19 protein-coding genes and 3 tRNA genes are annotated in these 24,103 nt (G+C 44.1%); 18 read left to right on the top strand and 4 right to left on the bottom strand.

Translation table 11 applies throughout. The features are described 5' to 3' along the window. The 6 genes from FPZ44_RS14935 to pyrE all read left to right on the top strand — a co-directional run bounded on the left by FPZ44_RS14935 (position 1) and on the right by pyrE (position 8,308). The gene (locus FPZ44_RS14935; protein WP_144991341.1) at positions 1 to 912 is read left to right on the top strand and encodes an aspartate carbamoyltransferase catalytic subunit; all 912 of its coding nucleotides are present in this window, start codon (positions 1 to 3) and stop codon (positions 910 to 912) included. Positions 913 to 1,047: 135 nt separating this feature from the next. Next, positions 1,048 to 2,328: a dihydroorotase gene (locus tag FPZ44_RS14930; protein ID WP_144991340.1), complete on the top strand. Its 1,281-nt coding sequence runs from the start codon at positions 1,048 to 1,050 to the stop codon at positions 2,326 to 2,328. A gap of 90 nt (positions 2,329 to 2,418) precedes the next feature. Then, positions 2,419 to 3,549 carry a glutamine-hydrolyzing carbamoyl-phosphate synthase small subunit gene (gene carA / locus FPZ44_RS14925; protein WP_144991339.1) on the top strand — a complete coding sequence of 377 codons (1,131 nt, stop codon included), beginning with the start codon at positions 2,419 to 2,421 and terminating at the stop codon, positions 3,547 to 3,549. Between the two features lie 2 nt (positions 3,550 to 3,551). Further along, complete coding sequence (gene carB / locus FPZ44_RS14920; protein WP_144991338.1) at positions 3,552 to 6,764, top strand: carbamoyl-phosphate synthase large subunit; 3,213 nt, start codon at positions 3,552 to 3,554, stop codon at positions 6,762 to 6,764. Positions 6,765 to 6,924: 160 nt separating this feature from the next. Then, the gene (gene pyrF, locus FPZ44_RS14915) at positions 6,925 to 7,662 is read left to right on the top strand and encodes an orotidine-5'-phosphate decarboxylase (RefSeq protein WP_144991337.1); all 738 of its coding nucleotides are present in this window, start codon (positions 6,925 to 6,927) and stop codon (positions 7,660 to 7,662) included. A 1-nt stretch (position 7,663) separates the two neighbouring features. After that, on the top strand, positions 7,664 to 8,308 hold the full coding sequence (gene pyrE, locus FPZ44_RS14910; RefSeq protein WP_144991336.1) for an orotate phosphoribosyltransferase: 645 nt from the start codon (positions 7,664 to 7,666) through the stop codon (positions 8,306 to 8,308). 181 nt (positions 8,309 to 8,489) lie between these two features. Here the strand turns inward: pyrE and FPZ44_RS14905 are convergent, their stop codons facing one another. From FPZ44_RS14905 to FPZ44_RS14890, 4 genes are all read right to left on the bottom strand, one after another. Continuing rightward, positions 8,490 to 9,212 (bottom strand): PepSY domain-containing protein, encoded by a 723-nt coding sequence (locus FPZ44_RS14905; RefSeq protein WP_144991335.1) that lies wholly within the window; start codon positions 9,210 to 9,212, stop codon positions 8,490 to 8,492. Between the two features lie 210 nt (positions 9,213 to 9,422). Next, positions 9,423 to 10,652, bottom strand: coding sequence for a PepSY domain-containing protein (locus FPZ44_RS14900; protein ID WP_144991334.1), 1,230 nt, complete (start codon positions 10,650 to 10,652; stop codon positions 9,423 to 9,425). Positions 10,653 to 10,755: 103 nt separating this feature from the next. Further along, on the bottom strand, positions 10,756 to 12,117 hold the full coding sequence (locus FPZ44_RS14895) for a sensor histidine kinase (RefSeq protein ID WP_144991333.1): 1,362 nt from the start codon (positions 12,115 to 12,117) through the stop codon (positions 10,756 to 10,758). Positions 12,118 to 12,123: 6 nt separating this feature from the next. Beyond that, the gene (locus tag FPZ44_RS14890) at positions 12,124 to 12,828 is read right to left on the bottom strand and encodes a response regulator transcription factor (RefSeq protein ID WP_144991332.1); all 705 of its coding nucleotides are present in this window, start codon (positions 12,826 to 12,828) and stop codon (positions 12,124 to 12,126) included. A gap of 212 nt (positions 12,829 to 13,040) precedes the next feature. Between FPZ44_RS14890 and FPZ44_RS14885 the strand changes: the two genes are divergently transcribed. From FPZ44_RS14885 to FPZ44_RS14835, 12 genes are all read left to right on the top strand, one after another. Then, complete coding sequence (locus FPZ44_RS14885) at positions 13,041 to 13,967, top strand: ABC transporter ATP-binding protein (RefSeq protein ID WP_144991331.1); 927 nt, start codon at positions 13,041 to 13,043, stop codon at positions 13,965 to 13,967. Then, positions 13,967 to 15,073, top strand: a complete 1,107-nt coding sequence (locus FPZ44_RS14880) for an ABC transporter permease (RefSeq protein WP_144991330.1) — start codon at positions 13,967 to 13,969, stop codon at positions 15,071 to 15,073. The genes FPZ44_RS14885 and FPZ44_RS14880 overlap by 1 nt, the downstream gene beginning before the upstream one ends. Before the next feature lie 207 nt (positions 15,074 to 15,280). Further along, positions 15,281 to 16,117 carry an ABC transporter ATP-binding protein gene (locus FPZ44_RS14875; protein ID WP_418789154.1) on the top strand — a complete coding sequence of 279 codons (837 nt, stop codon included), beginning with the start codon at positions 15,281 to 15,283 and terminating at the stop codon, positions 16,115 to 16,117. Next, positions 16,080 to 17,204 (top strand): efflux RND transporter periplasmic adaptor subunit, encoded by a 1,125-nt coding sequence (locus FPZ44_RS14870; RefSeq protein WP_144991329.1) that lies wholly within the window; start codon positions 16,080 to 16,082, stop codon positions 17,202 to 17,204. Before FPZ44_RS14875 ends, FPZ44_RS14870 begins: the two co-directional genes overlap by 38 nt. Beyond that, positions 17,204 to 20,086, top strand: a complete 2,883-nt coding sequence (locus tag FPZ44_RS14865) for an ABC transporter permease (RefSeq protein WP_144991328.1) — start codon at positions 17,204 to 17,206, stop codon at positions 20,084 to 20,086. The genes FPZ44_RS14870 and FPZ44_RS14865 overlap by 1 nt, the downstream gene beginning before the upstream one ends. A gap of 3 nt (positions 20,087 to 20,089) precedes the next feature. Continuing rightward, positions 20,090 to 20,953, top strand: coding sequence for an ABC transporter ATP-binding protein (locus FPZ44_RS14860; RefSeq protein WP_144991327.1), 864 nt, complete (start codon positions 20,090 to 20,092; stop codon positions 20,951 to 20,953). A gap of 4 nt (positions 20,954 to 20,957) precedes the next feature. Continuing rightward, entirely contained in the window at positions 20,958 to 22,439 is a 1,482-nt protein-coding gene (locus tag FPZ44_RS14855; protein ID WP_144991326.1) for an ABC transporter substrate-binding protein, read from the top strand. A 168-nt stretch (positions 22,440 to 22,607) separates the two neighbouring features. Continuing rightward, positions 22,608 to 22,772 carry a hypothetical protein gene (locus FPZ44_RS26495; protein WP_186786061.1) on the top strand — a complete coding sequence of 55 codons (165 nt, stop codon included), beginning with the start codon at positions 22,608 to 22,610 and terminating at the stop codon, positions 22,770 to 22,772. Between the two features lie 134 nt (positions 22,773 to 22,906). Continuing rightward, positions 22,907 to 22,983: transfer RNA gene (locus tag FPZ44_RS14850), tRNA-Met, on the top strand. Positions 22,984 to 23,012: 29 nt separating this feature from the next. Beyond that, positions 23,013 to 23,089: transfer RNA gene (locus FPZ44_RS14845), tRNA-Ile, on the top strand. A gap of 38 nt (positions 23,090 to 23,127) precedes the next feature. Then, positions 23,128 to 23,216 (top strand) — tRNA-Leu (locus FPZ44_RS14840). A gap of 174 nt (positions 23,217 to 23,390) precedes the next feature. Next, positions 23,391 to 24,062: a uracil-DNA glycosylase gene (locus FPZ44_RS14835; protein ID WP_186786104.1), complete on the top strand. Its 672-nt coding sequence runs from the start codon at positions 23,391 to 23,393 to the stop codon at positions 24,060 to 24,062. Positions 24,063 to 24,103 lie beyond the last annotated feature (41 nt).

Raw genomic sequence — 24,103 nt, 5'->3', positions numbered from 1 at the left:
ATGACTACCGCTCAAATGGAGAGCAGAACGAAGGAACGAAGTCTACTTGGGTTGAAAGACCTGAGTCGCGAAGAGATTCAATCGATTCTGGACCGCGCGTTGTACTGGGAAAATCATGTGCTGAAGGTGAACCAAACATTCGCTCACAAAATTGTGACGAATATGTTCTTCGAAAGCAGTACTCGCACGCGCTGCTCCTTTGAAGTTGCTCAGCGTCGTCTAGGTGCTGAAGTCATTAACTTCAGTGCATCAGCTTCAAGTGTTGAAAAGGGCGAATCGATTTATGATACGGTTCGTACCTTGGAGTCAATGGGACTTGATGCAGGAGTTATTCGACTGAAGCCGGTCGGCATGCTGGCTGAGTTGGCTGAGCGGGTCAAGATGCCTCTTATCAATGCGGGAGATGGCAACAACGAGCATCCGACGCAAGCTTTGCTGGACATGTACACGATGCGCAAGCATTTCGGTGACTTGTCTGGATTGAATGTAACGATAGTCGGAGATATTGAGCATAGTCGTGTAGCTCGCTCCAATTACTGGGCGCTTCGCAAGTTTGGTGCAAATGTACGATTCTGTGCGCCAGAAAGTATGAAGGCAACGGATATGGATGCGCCTTACATTACAATAGAAGAAGCTCTTCAATCGGATGTTGTCATGATGCTGCGCGTGCAGTTCGAGCGACATGAATCAAATGTATTTTCTACAGCAGCACAGTATCGAGATGCTTATGGAATGACAGCTGAGCGAGTTAGCAAGCTGCAGCCGCACGCGATTGTAATGCACCCTGCGCCAGTAAATCGCAACGTTGAAATTGATGACGATGTGGTTGAATGTCCACAGGCAAGAATTTTTGACCAAATGTCGAACGGAGTCCCGATTCGAATGGCAGTTATGGAGCGGGCATTGCGATAAACGCAACAGGCATGATACCAGAAAGTATTAAGTATTCAGAGCTTAAATGCTCTTAATATATGCAAGTAAGAACGGATCGCTAGTATAGGTTACAGAACGAAAAACGATACAAGATGCGGGAGAGGGGATAACACAATGTATATTTTAGCAAATGCACAGATGTTCAATAATCAAGGTGAGCTGGTAAACCGGCACATTTGGATCGAAGATGGCATTATCTCGCGCATTACAGACGTAGAAGTGGAACTGCCAGAACAGGTGGAAATCGTGGATGCAGCAGGTAAGTTCGTATCCCCAGGATTTATCGATATGCATGTCCATTTGCGCGAACCGGGATTTGAGCATAAAGAAACAATTGCTACAGGTACTCGTTCCGCAGCTAAAGGAGGCTTCACGACGATAGCGTGTATGCCGAATACGAAGCCTGTTATTGACACACCGGAAACGGTTCAGTTTATCCACGACAAGACGAAGTCGGAAGGTATCGTTAAAGTTCTGCCTTATGGGGCGATTACGAAAAATGAGCTCGGACGTGAATTAACAGATTTTGAAGGCTTGAAAGAGGCTGGAGTCATCGGCTTCACAGATGATGGAGTGGGTGTGCAGTCAGCACAAATGATGAAAGATGCAATGGCTCGCGCTCATGCACTCGATATGCCGGTAATTGCACACTGCGAGGATGACACCCTAGTAAAGGGAGCCGCAGTAACAGATGGAGCATTCGCTCGCAAGTATGGATTGAAAGGCATTCCAAATGAGTCGGAAGCGATTCATGTAGGCCGAGACATCTTGCTATCGGAAGCGACTGGCGTTCACTACCATGTGTGTCACGTGAGTACAGAACAGTCCATTCGCCTCATCCGTCAAGCGAAGCAAATAGGTATTCGTGTAACTGCAGAAGTATGCCCGCATCATCTCATCTTATCCGATGAGGATATTCCAGGGCTTGATGCAAATTGGAAGATGAATCCGCCGCTTCGCTCTCCTCGTGATGTTGAAGCGTGCATTGAAGCGATAGAAGATGGCACGATTGATATTTTGGTAACGGACCACGCTCCTCATAGTGCGGAAGAGAAAGCTCGTGGCATGGAGCTGGCGCCATTCGGTATCGTAGGCTTGGAAACAGCCTTCCCGCTTATGTACACGAAATTTGTCTCTACAGGGAAATGGTCGCTGGAATTGCTAGTGAAGCGCATGACAGCTGACCCGGCACGAGTATTCCGCTTAAACACAGGGCGCTTGGAAGAAGGGGCGCCTGCAGATATCGCAGTGATTGACTTGGAGACAGAACGCGAAGTGAATCCAGAAACGTTTGCTTCTAAAGGAAGAAACACACCATTCACAGATTGGAAGCTGAAGGGCTGGCCAGTAATGACGATTGTAGATGGTCGTATCGTATGGAGTGAACAGGTTTAGAACGTAGTTTGGAAATAGCTTGGCAGTGAGAGAAGAAAAGCCGATCGATGCGGTTGATTCGATAAGAGTGGAGAGCGAGGAGTGACGAGCATGCAAGCAAAACTATTATTGGAAGATGGTACTCTATTTACGGGTCCGGCGTTCGGAGCAGAAGGTGAGTCCGTTGGTGAGGTTGTATTTAATACAGGAATGACAGGATATCAGGAGCTGTTGTCTGACCCGTCTTACTGCGGTCAAATCGTAACGATGACTTACCCGCTCATCGGTAACTATGGGATTACAAGAGATGACTTCGAATCGATTCGCCCTTATGTGCACGGATTTGTTGTTCGTCGTCATGAATCCATCCCTAGTAACTGGAGAGCTGAATATACGGTAGACCGCTTGTTGAAAGAATACGGTATCGTTGGTATTAGTGGAGTGGATACGCGCATGCTTACGCGCAAGCTGCGTCACTATGGAACGATGAAGGGTATTCTAGCAACAGGCAGCAAGTCTGTGGAAGAATTGCAAGAAATGCTTGGCGTAACACCATTGCTGCGCAACCAAGTGGCACGTACTTCAACAAAGAATCAATTTACAAGCCCAGGACTAGGGGAGCGTATCGTGTTGGTCGACTTTGGTGCGAAGAGCGGGATTTTGCGTGAACTAACACAGCGTGGATGCGATGTTATCGTCGTACCTCATGATACAACTGCTGATGAAATTCGCCGTCTGCGTCCAGATGGGATTCAACTATCAAATGGGCCAGGGGACCCGAAAGATGTGCCGCATGCCGTGAAAATGATTCAAGACTTGCTCGGTGAAATCCCAATCTTCGGCATTTGCCTTGGACATCAGCTGCTAGCCTTGGCTGGTGGAGCAGATACGGGCAGATTGAAATTCGGACATCGCGGAGGAAATCATCCGGTTAAAGAGCTTGCAACGAATCGCTGCTTCATCACTTCTCAGAACCATGGCTACACCGTAGTAGATGAAACGATTGCTAACACGGAGCTTGAAGTTACTCATATCAACAATAACGACAAGACGATCGAAGGCTTGAAGCATAAACGCTTCCCAGCATTTTCTGTACAATACCATCCAGAAGCAGCACCAGGACCGCATGATAGCAGCTACTTGTTCGATGAATTCCTGGAGATGGTTCGTGAACATAAACGCAATTTGCCAGCTGTACCGCGCCAAGCGGAGCTCGTGGCTCAGTTGAAAGGAGAACTATAATTATGCCGAAGAATCAAGAACTTAAGAAAATACTCGTCATCGGCTCCGGCCCAATCGTCATCGGTCAAGCAGCCGAGTTCGACTATGCTGGAACACAAGCTTGCCAAGCATTGAAAGAAGAGGGCTTGGAAGTCGTTCTCATCAACAGTAACCCAGCTACGATTATGACAGATACAAATATGGCAGATAAAGTATACATCGAGCCAATTACGCTGGAATTTGTTAGACAAATTATCCGCCAAGAGCGTCCAGATGGTTTGCTTCCAACATTGGGCGGTCAAACGGGATTGAATATGGCTGTAGAACTAGCTCGCGCTGGTGTTCTAGAGCAAGAAAATGTTCGCTTGCTAGGTACGCAGCTTGATGCAATCGAGCGTGCAGAAGACCGCGACTTGTTCCGCGAACTCATGCGTGAACTAGAGCAGCCAGTACCTGAAAGTGAAATTATAACAACGGTTGAAGGTGCAGTAGACTTCGCAAATACAATTGGCTACCCAATTATCGTCCGTCCTGCATATACACTCGGGGGAACAGGCGGCGGAATTTGCGACAACGAAGAGCAGCTTCGTGACATCGTAGCTTCTGGTATTCGCTACAGCCCAATTGGACAGTGTTTGGTTGAGAAAAGCATCGCGGGTATGAAAGAAGTAGAGTATGAGGTTATGCGTGATGCAAATGACAACTGTATCGTTGTCTGCAACATGGAGAACTTCGACCCTGTAGGTGTGCATACGGGAGACAGTATCGTAGTAGCACCGAGCCAGACACTATCTGACCGTGAATATCAAATGCTGCGTTCAGCATCCTTGAAAATTATTCGTGCCTTGAACATCGAAGGCGGCTGTAACGTACAGTTTGCACTCGATCCGCACAGCTACCAATACTATGTTATCGAGGTAAACCCACGTGTGAGCCGTTCATCTGCACTAGCTTCTAAAGCAACGGGCTATCCGATTGCGAAAATGGCGGCTAAAATCGCGGTTGGCTACACGCTTGATGAAATCGTTAACCCGGTAACAGGGCAAACGTATGCTTGCTTCGAGCCTACGCTGGATTATATCGTTTCTAAAATTCCACGTTGGCCATTCGATAAGTTCACACAAGCGAACCGTAAGCTCGGTACGCAAATGAAAGCTACAGGTGAAGTAATGGCAATTGGCCGCACATTCGAGGAATCGATGCATAAGGCGATTCGTTCCTTGGAAATCGGCGTGCACCGTCTCTATCTGAAAGGCACGGATGCGCTTGATAAAGAAACGCTTGAAGCACGTCTAAACAAGCCTGATGATGAGCGCATGTTCCTGATTGCAGAAGCTTTCCGTCGCGGTTATACGCTGCAGCAGCTGCAAGACCTTACGAAGATTGACTGGTGGTTCCTTGATAAGCTGGAAGGCATGATTCGTTTCGAGGATCGCATTCGTGGGGAAGAAGAATTGTCTGCTGAGACGTTGTATGAAGCGAAGCGTAACGGCTTCACTGACCGTGCTATTGCAGAAATTCGCAATGAAGTGTTCGTAGGTGGAAGCTGCACAAGCGAGGCAGAGGTGCGCGACCTTCGCAAAGCTCACAATCTAGCTCCAGTATTCAAAATGGTAGATACTTGTGCAGCTGAGTTCGAAGCGACGACACCTTACTATTACTCTACGTATGAAGTGGAGAATGAAGTCGTTCCGTCAACGAAAGAGAAAGTGCTTGTGCTAGGTTCAGGCCCAATCCGGATCGGGCAAGGAATTGAGTTCGACTACTCTACCGTACACGCAGTGTGGGCGATTCAAGATGCTGGCTACGAAGCGGTTATTATTAATAACAACCCTGAAACTGTTTCTACAGATTTCTCGACATCAGACAGATTGTACTTCGAACCGCTCTTCTTCGAAGACGTTATGAACGTTATCGAGCAGGAGAAACCAGTAGGTGTTATCGTCCAATTCGGTGGACAGACGGCAATCAACTTGGCTGCACCGTTGGCGAAAGCTGGAGTACGAATTATCGGTACAAGTCTAGAGAGTATTGACGAAGCAGAGGATCGTAAGAAGTTTGAGGCATTACTCTCTCGTTTGAATATCGCACAGCCTAAAGGTAAGACAGTAATTTCTGTAGATGAAGCTGTAGGTACAGCGCAAAGCTTGGGCTACCCAGTACTTGTGCGTCCATCATACGTACTAGGCGGTCGTGCAATGGAAATTGTCTACTCCGACGAAGAGCTGCTGAACTACATGGAGCATGCGGTGCAAATTAATCCGGAGCATCCGGTACTTATTGACCGCTACATGCTGGGTAAAGAAGTAGAAGTAGACGCAATTTGTGATGGCGATACGGTATTAATTCCAGGAATTATGGAACATGTTGAGCGTGCAGGCGTTCACTCGGGTGACTCGATTGCGGTATATCCACCGCAGCATCTTAAGCCAGAATTGAAGCAAAAGGTTGTCGATATTACCATCCGCATTGCGAAGGAACTCAAGACTATCGGTCTTGTGAACATTCAGTTCGTCATCTTCCAAGACGAAGTGTATGTCATTGAGGTAAATCCTCGCTCCTCGCGTACGGTGCCATTCTTGAGCAAAGTAACGAACATTCCGATGGCGAATGTGGCAACGAAACTCATCCTTGGCAGCAAATTGACAGACCTTGGCTATCAAGAAGGATTGTGGCCAGAAGATGACCATGTATCTGTAAAAGTACCGGTGTTCTCCTTTGCGAAGCTGCGCCGCGTAGAGCCGACACTTGGCCCTGAAATGAAATCTACGGGTGAAGTTATGGGACGCGATGTTGAATATGCGAAGGCGCTCTATAAGGGATTGATCGGTTCTGGGATGAAAATTCCAACAACAGGTGCTATCATCTGCACTATCGCTGACAAAGACAAGGATGAAGCTGCGAAATTGATGCAAGGCTTCAGTCGCCTTGGATACAAGCTGATTGCAACGGGTGGTACAGCAACTGCACTTGAGAATGCAGGCTTGCTCGTAACACGTGTACAGAAGCTGACAGAAGGCTCACCGAACATTCTTGATTTGATTCGCAACGGTGAAGCGCACTTTGTCGTCAACACATTGACGAAGGGCAAGACACCAGAGCGCGATGGCTTCCGTATCCGTCGTGAAGCAGTTGAGAACGGGGTCGTATGTATGACTTCTCTAGATACAGTACGCGCATTGCTTGAAATGTTGGAGCGCATAAACTTCTCCTCACGCCCAATGCCAGTGCTATAAGCTAAATAGGAAACTTCAGACGAGGAGGCCGACAGGCCTCCTCGGACTGTGTGCTGATAGTTTGTGATTGATTTTAATGAATAAGTACTGCAATAACTAACGAGTAATGAGTGGTGCGAACGGAACAAGCGAGACAAGGATAATAGGGGGAGCATAACGGATGACAAATCGAATGACGATCGAACAGGCAGCAGGCCGGGTGATGGTAGCACTAGACTATCCTAATGTTGAAGCAGCTAAGCAGCTAATGACGCAGCTTGAAGGTATACCTTGTTATATGAAGGTAGGTATGCAGCTGTTGTACGCATCGGGTTCAGACTTCATTCGCGAGCTCAAAGCTAGAGGCTATCGGGTGTTCCTTGATGTAAAGATGCATGATATTCCGAATACAGTCAAAGGCGGCTCACACAGCGTGACGAAGCTCGGTGTGGACATGTTTAATGTACATGCAGCTGGCGGCGTAATGATGATGAAAGCGGCTGTAGAAGGGGTTGAACAGGCGTTAGAGGAAGATAGCAGCTTAACTCGACCGACTGTTATCGCTGTGACTCAATTGACCAGCACCAATCAGCAAGTTATGAATGAGGAGATTGGCGTTGCAGGTGAAGTTCCTGATGCTGTTACCAAGTATGCGAAACTTGCGCAAACAGCAGGATTGAATGGAGTTGTTGCTTCGCCACAGGAAGTGCAGCTTATTAAAGCGGCATGCGGCACATCCTTCCAGACGATTACTCCTGGTATTCGACCTGCAGGCAGTGCTGCCGGTGACCAATCTCGAATTATGACACCAGCTATGGCTATTCAGCAGGGTACAGACTATCTAGTTATCGGCCGTCCTATAACAGCTGCAGCAAATCCGCGCGAAGCGCTGGAACAAATCTTGAAGGAGATGATTTAATATGACAACAACATCGAAATCTTTAGCGTCTACAATAGCGAATCATTTACTTACGATTCAAGCAGTGGCACTTCGCCCGAACGATCCATTCACATGGACGTCCGGCATTCGTTCTCCCATATATTGCGATAACCGCTTGACGATGGGGTATCCAGAGATTCGCAATGCAATTGCAGAAGGATTTGCACAGCTTGTACGTGAGCACGCACCAGATGCGGAAGTGATTGCTGGTACCGCTACAGCGGGAATTCCGCATGCGGCATGGGTAGCAGACAAACTTGGACTGCCTATGGCCTATGTACGCGACAAAGCAAAAGGGCATGGCAAGCAAAATCAAATCGAAGGTTCGATTAAGCCAGGTCAAAAGGTTGTTGTTATCGAGGATCTTATCTCGACAGGCGGAAGCTCCATTAAGGCAGCTGAAGCTATCCGTGAAGTAGGAGCGGAGCCTATGGCAGTAATGGCTATTTTCAGCTACGAGTTCGATAAGGCGACAGCAGGCTTTGCGGAGGCGAATGTACCGCTCTATACTTTGTCTAACTATACAGCTCTTATTGAAGCAGCAGTAGAGATGAATGTCATCGAAGAGAAAGATGTAGACATGCTGCAAGCGTGGAGACGTGACCCGGCAACTTGGGGTGTGTAGGATTACGCGTAGGCTGCTAGGCGCGGGGAACAACCTTTTTAAAGACTGATCAATGAATGGGATAAATAGATAGAAAAAGCACCTCGACTTTTTTAAAAGTTGGAGGTGCTTTTTTAGTAGGATAATCATGCAGTTATTGCACAGTTAGTTTGTTAAAAGGGGATTCATATAATATGACCAGTTAGTCGTCCCATTTCACTTTCAGTACTTTTCCATCTGTTGCGGAAACATATACTTTTGCATCGTCATCGTCGTTGTTTTTCTTTTTCGCTTTAATTTCGACTTCATAGACGAGTTTGTTGTTTTCTTTTTCAAGCTCAACTTCTTCTACTTTACCAGGCACTTTTGTTAATGCAATTTTAATTGCTTGTTCTTTAGTAATTTTCGTACTTGGTTTGCTTGGCTTGTTGTTTTGCTTTGGTTTAGTTGGCTTTTTATTATCGTCATCGTCTTTATCATCATTATCATCGTCGTCGTTCTTTTTTGTGTTTGGTTTGTTATTTTTACTGTCCTTGCTGCTTGTATTGTTATTCTTGTCTTGTTTTTGTTTGTTGTCATCATCATCGTCATTGAAATCTTTTTCCCACGTCACTTTACCTGTGTAGGCGTCGATATAGACTTCATCTTCTTTGTCTTTGCGATTCTCGAATTCTACGTGGTAAACGAGGAGGCCATTTTTCTTCTCAAGCTCAATTTCCTCAATTTTAGCGTTTTTGAACAAACCAGTTGCAATTTTTTTTGCGCTATCCAATGAAATTTTCGCTTTGCTATTGTTGTTAGTCGTTTGTGCCGCTGGAGCAGGTTTACTCGTACCGTCGTTTTCTTTAGCCATTACGTTATTTCCCAATCCGATTCCGCTCAGTACAAGTGCGCCTGCTAGTGTAGTTGCTGCCCATTTTTTCATAGTAAATCCTCCTAATGTTAGATATTCCCTTGAAGTTCTATTGTTTATATCGTAATAATAACTTTCATTTATTAGAGTATAAAGGCAATTAGATGAGAATTTGATGAGAAATTGCTTTAATTTTTGAATATTTGATTTTTAGAATTCTTTACATAGAAAAACCGCCAGTTGTTGAAGCTGGCGGCTTGTAGGCTGAGAAGCATGTTTATATTAGAAATCATCGTCATCATCTGTGCTGTTACTGCTATTGTTACTGCTGTTATTGCTGGTATTGTTACTGTCATTATTGCTAACATCATCATCGTCGTTGTCGTCATCGTCATTATTGTCGCTCGGTTGGTTGCCTACTTGATCATCATCATTGCTGACAGGTACGTTGGTGTCCGGAGAACTGCCGTTATTGTTTGAGTTGTTATTGCTCGAATTATTCGAATTGTTTGAATTATTTGTGTTGTTAGGCTTGCCGCTGGTAGGCTTACTAGGCTGATTGATAACAGACCCACCGCTGTTGTTTTTGTTCGTATTCTTGTTGTTTAGATTACTGTTGTTTTTATTATCGGTACTAATGCCCTTGACCTGTTTTTTACTTTCGCTATCATCGTCGTCAGAATCGTCGTCGTCATCATCATCTGTGACAACGTTGATAAATGCTCCAGAATAGGCATTAATGTAAACTTTCTTTGTGCCTGTTGCTGTCTTTATCTCTACTTCATATACAGGTACTCCATTTTCATCTTCTAGATCAATAGATTTAAATGTCCCTTTTACATGTTTAAGTGCAATTGACTTTGCTTCAGACTCCGTGATCGGCATAGTATTGTTGTTTGTTGGTTTTTTATCGGTTTTGGAGGTGATCTCTTTTTTGACCACTTCGCCGTCAGCTTCATTAATATACATAATGATTGACTCTTTATTATTTTCTAGTTTAGCTTCATAATAACGGCTGCCGTCCGGTTGAATTTTCAATTCCAGTGAACTGAGTTTTCCTTTAAATTGTGTTTTTGCGATCAGCTTCGCATCTTCTTTTGTAATAGGATTTTGTCCGGATGTTGAGCCATTGCCAGGTTTATTAGGATTTGTTGGCTGACCAGTACCTGTACCAGGTTTCTCCTTGCCGGGTTCATTAGGACTAGTTGGAACACCTGCTTCATTTATTAGTTTTAGATGAAGGATATCGCCATTGTATCCGCCAACATGCAGCTCGTACCATCTGTCTCCATTTTTGAGCTTGGCCACATATTGAGGCGGATTGCTATTTTCATTGAGTTGTATGCTCTCCACCATGCCAGCATAGGAGTTGCTAATAATTTGTTTCACTTCTTGCTCAGAAAGGAGCGGATTTGTTTGCTGTGCCCATATTTGTCGTACTCCAAATAACAGGAAGGCTAGCAACAATGCGCTGCTTACAGCGTAGACCCATTTATTTTTAAGTCGTTTCATTGTATATTCACCTCTATTCGAGAAAGAATCTGTGCGTTGTTTTAAAAGTAACAGATATACCTTAGTTTGCAATGATAAAATAATGAGAAATTGATGAGAGTGGCTACGCTTTTACTTGCCAAGTAAGTGGAAAATGAATAATGAAGCTTGTTCCCACGCCTTCTTGGCTTTCTACTTCGATCGTACCGTCATGGGCATCCACGATTTGCTTGGCAATGGAAAGTCCTAATCCAGTTCCGCCTGTTTCCCGATGTCGAGCTTTATCTACGCGATAGAATCGTTCGAAGAGATGTGGGATATCCTCTTCAGGAATGCCGACTCCACAATCTTTGACCACAATGTGAGCATGAGATTGGTCAGCAGAGACGTGGACGTCGATATCGCCTGAGCTGTATTTGACAGCATTGTTTAATAAAATGAACAGCAGCTGCTTGTATTTCGCCTCATCTGCAATTACTTCAAGTGAATTCAAATCCTGATGCAGCGTAATTTCTCGATGGAAGGCTTGTTTCGTTAATTTGACAGCTTGAGCAGTAGCGTCGATCAGTTCGAACGGATTGGCCTCTATATGCATGCCCGCATCATGACGAGCTAAGTCCAGCATTTGATGCGTCATTTCTTTCATGCGCACGGCTTCAGAATATATGGCTTCCACAGACTCTTTAAGTACTTCAGGATCATTCATGCCCCAGCGCTTTAGCATCTCGGCATAGCTTTCAATGACCGTCAATGGTGTCTTCAGTTCATGAGAAGCATCGGATACGAATTGCTGCTGCTGATCGAAGTGAAGCTTTAATCGTTCTATCATTTTATTAAATGTATTGCCGAGTTTATACAGCTCGTCTTGGGATTTACCTTTTACGTCAAGTTTTTTGAACGTGTTCTTACGCTGGATTTCCTCCATCGTTGCGATGAGCGCGTTGATAGGACGCAAAATCAGATTTGTTAAAAATCTTCCAGCCAAGAAGGATGGGATCAATACGGCAATTGTCGCGATCGTTAATACCCATCTTAATTGCGATAAGTTTTTTTGCGTCGATTGTATGTTCTCTGTCACTTCAAGCATTGCTATTCGACCATCTTCATAAATAATGGGGAGGTAACTGCGTGCGAACATAGTATCTTGATAAAACAGCAGCTCGTTTTTTTGTTCCTGATAGTATTTTGCGGGCATTTCTTGATACTCTACATGGCGGGCTGGATCATGCTTTACTTTTCCGTCTTTAAATATAATTCGAATCATTCCGTCTTCAGGTAAATAGCCGCCGCGAAGAAAATCATTAATATCGCCCCCAGTAAATTCTTGAAGGGGTTTAGATATTTGTTGAGCCTGCAGCTGAACACTGCTTAATGCATCTCTGGTCGTCATATTATAGAACAAAGCGTAAATTGACATGTTGATAATGAGAATAACGAGCAGCAGCCAGACGGATGACAGCAAATAAATTTTCGTGCGCATGTTCATAGCGATCTACTCCTTCATCACGTACCCCACACCACGAATCGTGTGTATAAGCTGTTTGTCGAACTGATGGTCGATTTTTTTGCGCAAATAACGAATATAGACATCGACAACATTGGTATCTCCAAAGTAATCAAAGCCCCATACATTCGTTAGTATTTGTTCGCGGTTCATCACTTGATTCGGATGCTTTAACATGAACACGAGCAAATCATATTCACGCGGTGTCAGCTCGATATCAGTTTCTCCTCGCTTTACTGCTCTTGACTTGTCATGGACGCTTAAATCAGCCATTGTCCAAACATCACCGTTGTCTACTGGAGCAGCAGGTGCAGGTTGAAGTTGGGCTCTCATGCGCAAACATGTGCGGATACGTGCCAACAGCTCTTCAATTTGGAATGGCTTTGTAACGTAGTCATTGGCACCTAGATCAAGTCCGCTTACCTTATCATGCACAGAGTCCCGTGCCGTCAGCAAAATAACTGGCGTCATATTGCCGGAAGTTCGAATACGTCGTAATACCTCCAAGCCGCTTAATCCTGGCAGCATCACATCAAGTAGAATCAAGTCCCAATTCTGCTCCTGACATAATTGATAGCCGTCTAAACCATTATCTATTGTTTCTGATTCATAACCTTCATGCTTTAATTCGAGTTGTATAACTCGCGCAATTTTTACTTCATCTTCAATAATAAGAATACGTGGCTTCTCCATAATTGCACTCCTGTTCGTTAATCATGTAGAATCGATTGCTTTATAACAGCATATCTGCAACTGCATTGTATTTCAACAAATTATCATTCCAGAGAAGGAGTTCAAATACATACAGAGTTCGTGTTGGCGCTAACCAAAAATCGTTATATTCATGAAAGTGAGACTGGAAACATTTTGTGGATTCTAATTAATTTAAGGTGGAGGGAATGAGAATGAGTGTTATCGCTGTAAGCAATTTGCATAAGTCATTCGGCCCCGTGCATGCGGTAAAAGGCATCTCTTTTACGGTGAAAGCAGGTGAAATATTTACGATCATTGGTCCAAATGGTGCTGGGAAGACAACTACGTTGGAGATGATAGAAGGATTGCTGCAACCTGATCAAGGAAATGTGCAACTGCTGGGGCTGTCTTGGTCCTCGCATGCTGAGAAATTGAAAGAGAGAATTGGCGTACAATTGCAAACGAGCGCAATGTTCGACTTGCTAACGGTAGAAGAGCATTTGGATGTATTCCGCAGTTTTTATAAAAGGAAGCGTCCCGTTTCTGACATTATGAAACTTGTAAATTTGCAAGAGCAAAGGAAACAGCGGGTAAAAGGTTTGTCAGGGGGACAGAAGCAGCGGCTTGCTATAGGACTTGCACTGATCAATGATCCCGAGGTCATTTTTCTGGATGAACCTACAACAGGATTAGATCCACAGGCGCGCCGCAACATTTGGGAGATCATACTTAATTTGAAGGAACTCGGCAAGACGGTTATTTTGACTACGCATTATATGGAAGAGGCGGAGCGACTAAGCAGCCGTGTATGCATCGTTGATCAGGGGCAGGTTGTTGCATTGGATACTGCAAAGGCGCTCATTCAACAAATTTCTACCGAAAGAGAAATTAGTATACAGGGAAGCATTGTGGAGCACGTTCAGGATATGGCTGTATTCGCAAATAAAATTAATTCCGTGAAGCGAGTGGAGACAGATGGCATCGAAATGCAACTGTTATCTACTTCTCCTGAACAGACATTATTGGAGTTATTTCATTACACGACAGAATGCGGATATAAGGTGGAGCAAATCAACATTCGAGATTGGAGTCTTGAAGATGTATTTATCGCTTTGACAGGGAAGGAGTGGCGTGACTAATGAGTCAATTATGTAAATTGTTTGGCACGCATCTTAAGCTAGCCTTCCGAGAGAAGCAGGTATGGTTTTGGTCGATATTTTATCCGGTCATTCTCCTCGTTATTTTTGGTTTTATTTTTGGAAAAGTGAATGATGGCAGCAGTTTTGAAGCAAAAGTAGCGATTGTTCAAGCTGCACCTAACCAAGTGTCCAAGCAATTGCTGCAAACTCTTTCTCGTATTCCGCAGCTTGAGTTGGATGGAGATGCTTCAATTTCACAGGCCAATGCGATGGAAAAATTAAAACAGAAAAAGGTAGATGCTGTTATCACGCTGCCGCAGCAAGCAAGTTCTGGCACGATTCAAATCTGGTTGCATCAAGAGAAAATACAAACGACTACTTCTCAAGCGATTAAAGGGATTGTCGAAAGTGTTGCACAGCATTTGAATTGGAGTATAGCTGAAGTTCAGCCTGCTATAAAAGTGCAATCGAATACAGTCTCTGTTGGCAAGGATGATTTGAAGTACTCTGCCTTTCTACTAACAGGTCTTATTGCCTTATCTATTTCGCAATCTGGATTATTCAATATGGTACAGCATATTGAACTTCAACGAACAGGCTTGCTGCGTCGCTTGCGTATGACACCAATGTCCATGATGACATTTAGTTTGGCATCTATTTTAGTCAAATGGGTACTAGCGACGATACAGATTGTGCTCTTAACATTCGCTGGTATCTGGTTGTTCGGTGCAACATTGCACATTGACTTGTTGGGCTTGCTGCTTATTTTTACAGTAGGTACACTTTCTTTCGCAGCTATGGGATATTTTCTCGTGTCCCTGAGTAAATCGATGGAGATGTATGTAGGTTTAGCGAATCTTGCAAGCTTTTTGATGATGTTTATAAGTGGCATTTTCTTTGACGTTAATATGCTCCCAGCGTTTATGCAGTCCTTATCACATTTCGTGCCGTTGACTTATTTCGCAAATGGAATTAGAGATACGATGCTTTATGAGATGAGTTTGAGTAGTGGTGCTCTATGGAATAATGTCTTTATTTTGGTGCTGTGGGGAGCGGGAGCTGTAATAGCTGCATCACTTATTATGAAGCGGAAAAAATTGAAGTAGTGTATGTGAGAATACGCATAATATAGTAATTATAAACATGCAGCAGACCTGTTCTTGTAGGTAGATTCCTATAAGGGTGGGTCTGTTATTTTTTCCAAATAATTTTAAAAACGTGTAGGATTATGTTAATCAGTCTGTAACTTTTCCAGTCATTTCTTCGTTTATACTTGAGAAGAATTTTTATTACGGGGAGAGGGGGCCAAGTCATTGCTGAAGAAGCTTCGGCTCAAGAGAAAGCAGCAACAGAAGCCGGATGTCTCAAGTGCTGATACGGAGAAGCAACCCACGATAGAAGCGGAAGCAACAGTAGACATCAAGAGCAAAGTTTCAACCGCAGAGTGGCCGCAACGCAAGGTGACATTAGCACCTGATCAGCCGCTGCTTGAAGTACGCAGTGTAGAGCGAATATTTGACGTGGGCAGTCAAAAGCTGCATGTCTTGAAAGGCATAAATATGCAGGTTATGCAAAACCAGCTTGTTATGTTAAAAGGCCGTTCAGGATCGGGTAAGACGACGCTGCTTAACATGTTGGGTGGATTGGATTTACCTACTAGCGGTGAAATATGGTTCCGTGGTGAACAGTTGTCTGCTTGGAGTGATGATAAGCGTACACGTGCCCGCAGGGATGATGTCGGATTTATTTTTCAGGCGTTTGCTCTTATGCCGCTATTATCCGCGTATGAGAATGTAGAATTATCATTGCGGATGGCTAACATTCCTCGACATTTGTGGAAGGCAAGAGCGCAGCATTGCCTTGAACTTGTAGGCCTTGGTAAACGCATGTATCATCGTCCATTTGAGATGTCGGGCGGTGAGCAGCAGCGTGTTGCGATAGCAAAGGCAATTGCGCATAAGCCCCTGCTGCTGTTGGCAGATGAGCCTACAGCTGAACTTGATACGCAAATGGTTGCTCAGGTCATGGGTGTTTTTCAGCAAATTATTCGCACTGAGAACATTTCCATATGTATGACAACCCACGATCCAACAATAATGGAGGTAGCCGATCATGTATACGAAATGGTTGACGGAAAGTTCGTCTCCTAATTCACAACGATCTCGCAGCAGACGTCTACAGCGCTGGATGCTAATTGCGATGTCAAGTACATTGCTGTTCACTTCTGCTTGCTCGCTTTTGCCTGCTGAAGAGGAAGAAGAAATATTGCCGGTAATTACACCGCCAACGATTTCGAAGAAGCCAGAGCATGAAGTTACGACGGAAACGTTAGTAGATCAGTTCAGCGCAAGCGGTAAAATTATGTCGCAGCAGGAGGAACACGTGTATTTCTCTGTAGACGGCAAGCGAATTAAAGATGTGCTTGTGAAAAATGGTGACAAAGTTAAAGCTGGACAAGTTATCGCAGTCTTTGAAACTGAGGAAACTGAGAAAAGCATTCGCGACAAAAAATTCGAGATTCGTAAAGAAGAATATACGATGAAGGAAAATTTGCGCAAACGGGATGAAATGGATGAGCTTGAGTTTGAGCAAATGCAGCTTAACTATGAGCAGAAGAAACAAGATCTCGCTGACTTGGAAAAAGATTTAAGCAAAGCTACGCTTCGTGCTCCCTTCTCAGGATCTGTCGTTGCTTTGTATGGGCAGAAGGGGAATCAGACCAAAGCTTATGATCCCATTGCGACTATAGCCAACACATCCAAGTTGACGATAGCTGTCAAACTGTCCAAAGATGAACTTGAAGATGTCGCGATAGGCATGGAAGTTGAAGTCAAAATCAATGGACATGACAAGCCCATCAAGGGAAAAATCAAAGCACTTCCGAATCCAAACAGCTCTAGCAGCTCCAATCAGCCGAATCAACCAGATGGAGGACAAGGCGGCAATACTGCACAGCAAGAGAAGCTTGAGGATTTTGTTATCGTACAGGTCGATAAGCTTCCAGCTAATGTTCAACGTGGTACGAGTCTTGGTGTCAACATCATTAAGAGCCGTAAAGAAAACGCGATTGTCATTCCGAACTCAGCTCTTCGTAAGATTGGTTCACGTAAATATGTGCAAGTCGTAGAGCCAGATGGTACGAAGCGTGAAGTGGATGTCGAGGTTGGACAAGAAGACTCGACCGTTGTTGAGATTTTGAGAGGCTTGGAGCCTGGTCAGAAAGTGGTAGGTAATTAATGGGGATTCCATTATTTAGATTCCTGTTCCGCAAAATGTGGAATACACGCTGGATGACACTCAGCACGTTGCTTGGTTTGCTCGTTGCAATTTCCTTTACGGTTAGTATCCCGATGTATTCGGATGGCGCGTTAAAACGGGTTGTCAGCAAGTCAATTGCAGACAACAGTCAGACGCTTCCAGCCGGTTCACTACTCATGCGTTATCAAGTGAGCGGTGCCGATAAGACTGACTTAAATGCGCTGCAGTCTGTTGATCAATACATCAAAAATGATGTGAAAGAGAAAATAGGCTTTCCATCTCAAGTGTTTGTCAGGACACAGTCGCTGAGAGCGACAGAAGTTTATCCGGAAGATCCAACAAAGGTAGATGCCAGTCGTATTCGGACGATGACTCTTGCCTCCATGGATGGATTAAAGGATAAAATTGAGTGGACGAACGGACGTACATACAAAGAAGCGGCTCCTGGTGGTCCGTTAGAAGTAGTGATGTTGGAAGAGGCGATGTATCGCAATGACCTGCATGTTGGTGCTGTTTTGGAATATCCGGTTTCCGGTGGTACGGAATCTTTCATCAAGGTGAAAATAGTAGGTACCTTTAAACCGTTGAAAGATACGGATCCATACTGGTATCAAGGTTTCGACAATATGTTTAACATGTTGTACGTAGATCCAGACACCTTCCACAACAAACTATTAAAGGAAATGCAAATTCCGATTAATCAATCAAGCTGGTACTATGCGTTTGATCTGCGTGATATCCAGACGAGTCAGATTACTGATTTGAGTCGTACCTTAGATCGCTTGAAAATTGATTTGAATCAGAAGCTTAAAGATACGAAAGTAGAGCTTTCCTTTGAGAAGCTGCTGGAGGAATTCCGCAGTCAAAGTGTTCAACTTCAAATGATGCTGCTTACACTGGCTGCGCCGATGATTGCAATGGTATTTTACTTTATCGCGATGAATGCCAACCAATCCTTGCAAAAGCAGCAAAGTGATATTGCGGTGCTGCGAAGTCGTGGCGCAAGTACACGCCAAATTATTATGCTTTATTTAATAGAAGGAATTATCCTTGGCGGAGTTGCGCTTGCGATTGCTCCATTTGTAGGTTGGTTCATGGCCAAGTCAATTGGTTCGGCAGATGGATTCCTTGAATTCGTCAATCGTAAATCTATACCGGTCGGTTTTACAACAGATGCGGTTATTTTCGGAATTGTAGCTGTCATTATTGCATTATTAGCGAGTATTATTCCTGCTATTATTTTTGCACGCTCGTCGATCGTTAACTTGAAGCAGAAGTTGGCAAGTTCAGACAGAAAGCCTTTCTGGCAGCGTTGGTTCCTAGATATATTACTGCTCGGTCTAGCAGGATATGGCTACTATTTATCTAGTCAGCAGCAAATGCTGTCATTCCAGACAGGTATGAGCGCTGATCAATTACAAGTACAGCCATTCTTATTCTTTGTACCCGCAATTGCGATATTTGCATCAGGTTTGTTTTTCCTGCGTTTATTCCCTTGGATATTAAAGCTTATCCAATGGATTGGCGGGAAGCTGCTCCCTGTGCCGTTGTATTTGACATTGACTCAACTTTCACGCTCGGCTACAGCTTATTATCCGCTGATGATATTGCTTATTTTGACGCTCGGGCTGGGAGTATATAATTCATCAGCCGCTCGTACAATCGATGTGAATTCAACAGAGCAAATATTGTACAAATATGCTGCTGATGTCGTCATTACCCCGGTATTCGAAAGTTATCAAGAACGGGATCCTGATTCTAAAAAAGGAAACCAAGGCGGCGATGGCGGTCAAGGTGGTGGAGCGGGCAGACCTCCGGGAGGTGGCGGAGGAGGCCAAGAACAGCAGCCACAGGGCAAAATTATTTATAACGAGCCGCCATTCGAAGTATTTAAGCGTTTGCCAGGGGTCGAGGCAGCAACGAGAGTGATGCAGGTGAAAGCTAATGTTCTGTCAGCTGGCAGCTCACTCGGTTCTGGTAATTTGGTCGGTATCGACAATGTCGACTTTGCTAAAGTCGCTTGGTTCCGCGAAGATATGTACCCATTGCATCCGAATCTTTATCTAGATGCGCTCGGCAAGTATATGGAATCAGCTGTTATTATTCCAACGAGTATTGCGAAACAACACCAAATTAACCCAGGAGATCCACTCACCTTAACGGTGAATGGTCAAGAGTTGGAGTTGGTTGTTGTCGCTACATTGCCATATTGGCCAGGGCAGTATCCTGCGAAAATGCCATTTTATATCGTAAATTTGGATTATGTATATGATCAGCTTGGTACGATTCCTTACGATGTTCTAGTGAAGACGAAGGATGGGGCCAAACTTAAACCGATTGTGGATGCGCTGCAAAAAGAACAAATTGATCTTGTATCTATAACAGATGCGAATCGTGAATTGATTAATCAAAGCAAGCATCCAACAAGAGGCGGAGTGTTCGGTATTTTGAGTATGGGCTTCCTTATCTCTATTATCGTTTCACTTATTGGCTATATTTTGTACTGGTTCTTTAATTTGTCGGGCAGGGTTGTGCAGTTCGGGGTACTACGAGCAATGGGACTATCCCGTCGCCAGCTTACAGGTATGCTCCTGCTGGAGCAAATCTTTACGGCAGGACTATCGATTGGTCTAGGTATCCTAATAGGCAAGCTCACGAGTATTCTGTTCCTTCCATTCTTGCAGAGCACGACAGATGCAAGAATGCAGGTGCCGCCGTTCCGGATTATATTTGATTCGAAAGATACGACGCAATTGTATGTGGTTGTCGGTGTCATGATGCTATTGGGCGCCTCCCTTCTCTTTGTTCATATTCGTCGTCTGCGCGTGCATCAAGCCGTGAAGATGGGAGAGGAGCGTTAAACGATGATACATTGCGAAGGTCTCGTAAAAATATACAAATCGAACGATTTAGAAGTTGTTGCCCTGCAAGGTCTTAACTTGACCGTTAAAGAAGGCGAAATGATGGCCATTATCGGAAACAGTGGTAGTGGTAAGTCTACATTTCTAAACATTCTAGGTGGCTTGGATCGTCCCTCTGCGGGGACGATTCAGGTTGGGGAATGGAATTTGTTGAAAATAACGGATGATCAACTTGTCAAATACAAACGAGACACAGTCGGGTTTATTTGGCAGAACAATGCACGTAATCTATTGCCTTACTTAACCGCTTTGGAAAACGTAGAAATGCCTATGATGCTGTCAGGGCGATTGGACCGAGCTTATGCGAAGCAATTGCTAGAATGGGTAGGCCTCGGCCATCGCTTAAATAACAAACTGCAGCAGCTATCAGGTGGTGAGCAGCAGCGTGTTGCGATTGCGATTTCCCTTGCCAACAAACCAAAGTTGCTGCTCGCAGACGAACCGACTGGATCGGTGGATACGCAAACTTCTGATCTGATTATGGACATCTTCCGTAAAATGAATAAAGAATTGGGAGTTACGGTCGTTATCGTAACGCACGACTTGTCTATAGCTGGAAAAGTCGATCGTGTGGTAGCTATTCGTGACGGTTTAACTAGTACAGAGTTCATTAAGCGAAATCCAGGATTAGATGAGGCAGGTAAAGGTTTGCAAGAGATTCATGAAGCCTATGTAGTCGTGGATCGCGTTGGTCGTTTACAAGTACCAAAGGATTACTTAGACGCGTTGAGCATTAACGATAAAGCATCTATGGAGTTGGATGGCGATAAGATTATTATTCGCACACCTAAACAATTGGAGGAGTAAAAAGATGAAGAAATCATGGGTGAAGAAGGCATTAATGCTGACAGTAGCATTGACGATGATCGTACCGATGCTGGCTGCATGTACGAAGAAAGAGGAAGCGGTTCCTCCAGGTCAGGAACGTGTATTACGTATTGCTGTTCCTTATGGCGGTGGAGATGATAGTTGGTTTAGACAACAGTATGTAGAAGCGTTCGAAATGTCGAATCCGAATGTTCGTATCGAGCTTGTTCCTGCGGTTAACTATGAGGATCGTAGATTTGAAAATAATGATGATCCGAAAAAGAAAGAGCCTTCTATGAAAGAATCTTGGAAAAAAGTATTGGAAGGTGCTAATGCTGTTGATGTTGTTATTTCCGATTCACAAAGCTTCCGTCAACTAGCTAAAGATGGTATGTTGGCGAAGTTGGATGAGCGCATTGTGCAAGATAAGTTTGATACTTCTGATATTGTGCCTGCTGTTCAGGATGGAATTAAGGCTATGGGAGAAGGAAGCCTTTATGGCTTGGCACCTACCTTTAATTCTAGCGCTCTGCTCTACAATAAAAAGTTGTTCCAAGATGCTGGGGTAGAATTGCCTAAGGATGGAATGACTTGGGATGAAGTGTTTTCATTAGCGCAGCGCGTAAGTAAAGGTGAAGGCAAGAATCGAACGTATGGCTTCGCATTTGATCGTTACACAGGTGATCCGTATTATTCCATGACCTATGCGTATATGAGCCCACTTCAGTTGCAATCGTTTGATAACAAAGCTGAAAAAATGCTTGTCAACTCGCCTAAGTGGGAGCAAGCATGGGATAAAGTAGCCAAATTATACAAAGATAAAGTAATCCCTACTCAAGATGCAATGATGATGGATGGTCCGCAGCAGGAGGATAATCCTTTTGCTCATGATCAATTTTTATCTGGAAAAGTTGCAATGATGCTTACAGATATGTATTACATGAATGGCGATCTTGCAAGTGCTGCTCGTAATGCAGGGAAGATTAAAAACTTCAAACCGTTTGAATGGGATGTTGTAACTGTTCCGCATCATTCTGAGGTACCTGGTGTTTCAAGTATGATTGGTATTAACAACATTTTCTCCATTAATGCAAAAGCACCAAATGCTGATGATGCATGGAACTTTATTCAATATGTAAATGGTGAACAGTGGGCTAAAGTTCGCAGCCGCAGCACGAACTATGAAATGGTTACACGTAAATCGTACATCAAGCCTAAAGAAGGTTTGAATTACAATATTGCAGCGTTCTATAATGTAAAGCCTGCAATGCCTTCTATGGGCAATCAGGAACTGTATGAAACGAAGTCGGATTTGCACCATGTAGATTCAATTGCTCAGCAATTGTTCAATGAAGTAGTTACTGGTAAGAAAACGACGAAGGATGCATTAAAAGAATGGGAAACAAAAGGTAACGAAATGCTGCAAAAAATTAAAAATGGGGTTCCTATCCAACCAGAAGGAGTTCCAGGTGGGGTATATCGCTAAAGATAAGAGAGGCGTGCCAATCATGGCATGCCTTTTTTTTATTATGCTCCTATCGAGATTGAATTTGGATAGCTAAAATTGGTGTCTTTACTCATGAAATTGGATGAAATGGGTTACATTACTTCTATTAAAGAACATGCGATATGAGTAAGGAAAGGATGGATGAAAATGCAATGGATCTATTGGGGGCAGCTCTATGATACGAAGTTTCAAGCTCGAGTGCTTCAGCAGCGTCTGGAGCATGATGCGTGGCTATATGGATATAGTACACCTCAAGATATAGAGGTTTATCGCTCTCGTCGTGGGAAATATGGGGTAAGATTTGTCTTGTAATGCGGTTGTATCGCGTTAGATTTTCAATTTTATTTTAATAATAAAAAAATATTAAATAAATGGTTGACTGAACATGTGTGATGTAGTATAGTATTACTTGTCGCTGATGAACGACGCGATGAAATAAATGATGACGCGGGGTGGAGCAGTTCGGTAGCTCGTCGGGCTCATAACCCGAAGGTCGTAGGTTCAAATCCTGCCCCCGCAACCAAAGCAATCATATACCCTTGTGGCAATCAGGGGCCCTTAGCTCAGTTGGTTAGAGCGGTCGGCTCATAACCGATTGGTCGGGGGTTCGAGTCCCTCAGGGCCCACCATAATTCATATATATTTAAGAAGTTAGTGCTTATTATATGCCGGGATGGCGGAATTGGCAGACGCACAGGACTTAAAATCCTGCGGTAGGTGACTACCGTACCGGTTCGACCCCGGTTCTCGGCACCATTACATAACTTTTTAGCGCTACTTACGAATATAGCATTGAATATGGAACGGCTAAACTCCTTTCGCGAAGCGGAAGGGGTTTTTTAGTTCATTGACATGTGCTTTGGATAGGTGCGATTTTTATGTATAGACGTTACAATCGAATTAACGAGAGAGGGAGGAATAGAAGTGACTATGAAAGTTGATAATGATTGGTCGGAAAAATTGCATGATGAAGTGCGCATGCCTTATTTTAAACAACTGTGGTCGTGGTTAAAGGGAGAATACGAGCGTGAGGAAATATATCCCCCTTATGATCAATTGTTCACAGCATTTAGACTGACTTCATATGAAGATACGAAAGTTGTGATTGTTGGACAAGATCCCTATCATGGTCCAGGGCAGGCGCATGGCTTAAGTTTTTCTGTACGTCCTGGTGTTCGGATTCCGCCTTCATTATTGAATATGCTTAAGGAAGGTGCTTCGGATGTAGGTATAACGATGCCGAATCATGGTTCGTTGACTTCTTGGGCTGAACAAGGGGTGCTGCTGTTGAACACGGTTCTAACCGTGCGTGCTGGACAAGCAGCTTCACATAAAGGAATGGGATGGGAACAGTTCACAGATCGTGTGATTGAACTGTTGAATGAGCGTGAAAAGCCAATTATTTTCGTCCTATGGGGTAGTCATGCACAAGCGAAGGCGAAGATGATAGATCAGAAGAAACATTTTATCGTTCAATCTCCGCATCCTAGTCCATTGTCAGCTCATCGTGGATTTATGGGGAGCAAGCCGTATTCCAAAATCAATGCAAAGCTTCGCGAATGGGAAGAGACGGAGATTGATTGGCAGCTGCCGCAGCTATAGTTTGGATGAACTGTAGAAGTTAGTGTGCGTCTGTTATACAC

Origin of the sequence: Paenibacillus agilis, from assembly GCF_007786455.1 — a bacterium.
GTDB lineage: Bacteria > Bacillota > Bacilli > Paenibacillales > Paenibacillaceae > Paenibacillus_B > Paenibacillus_B agilis.
Note: the sequence above shows the minus strand (reverse complement) of the source record. Positions and strands in the feature narration are given on the sequence as shown.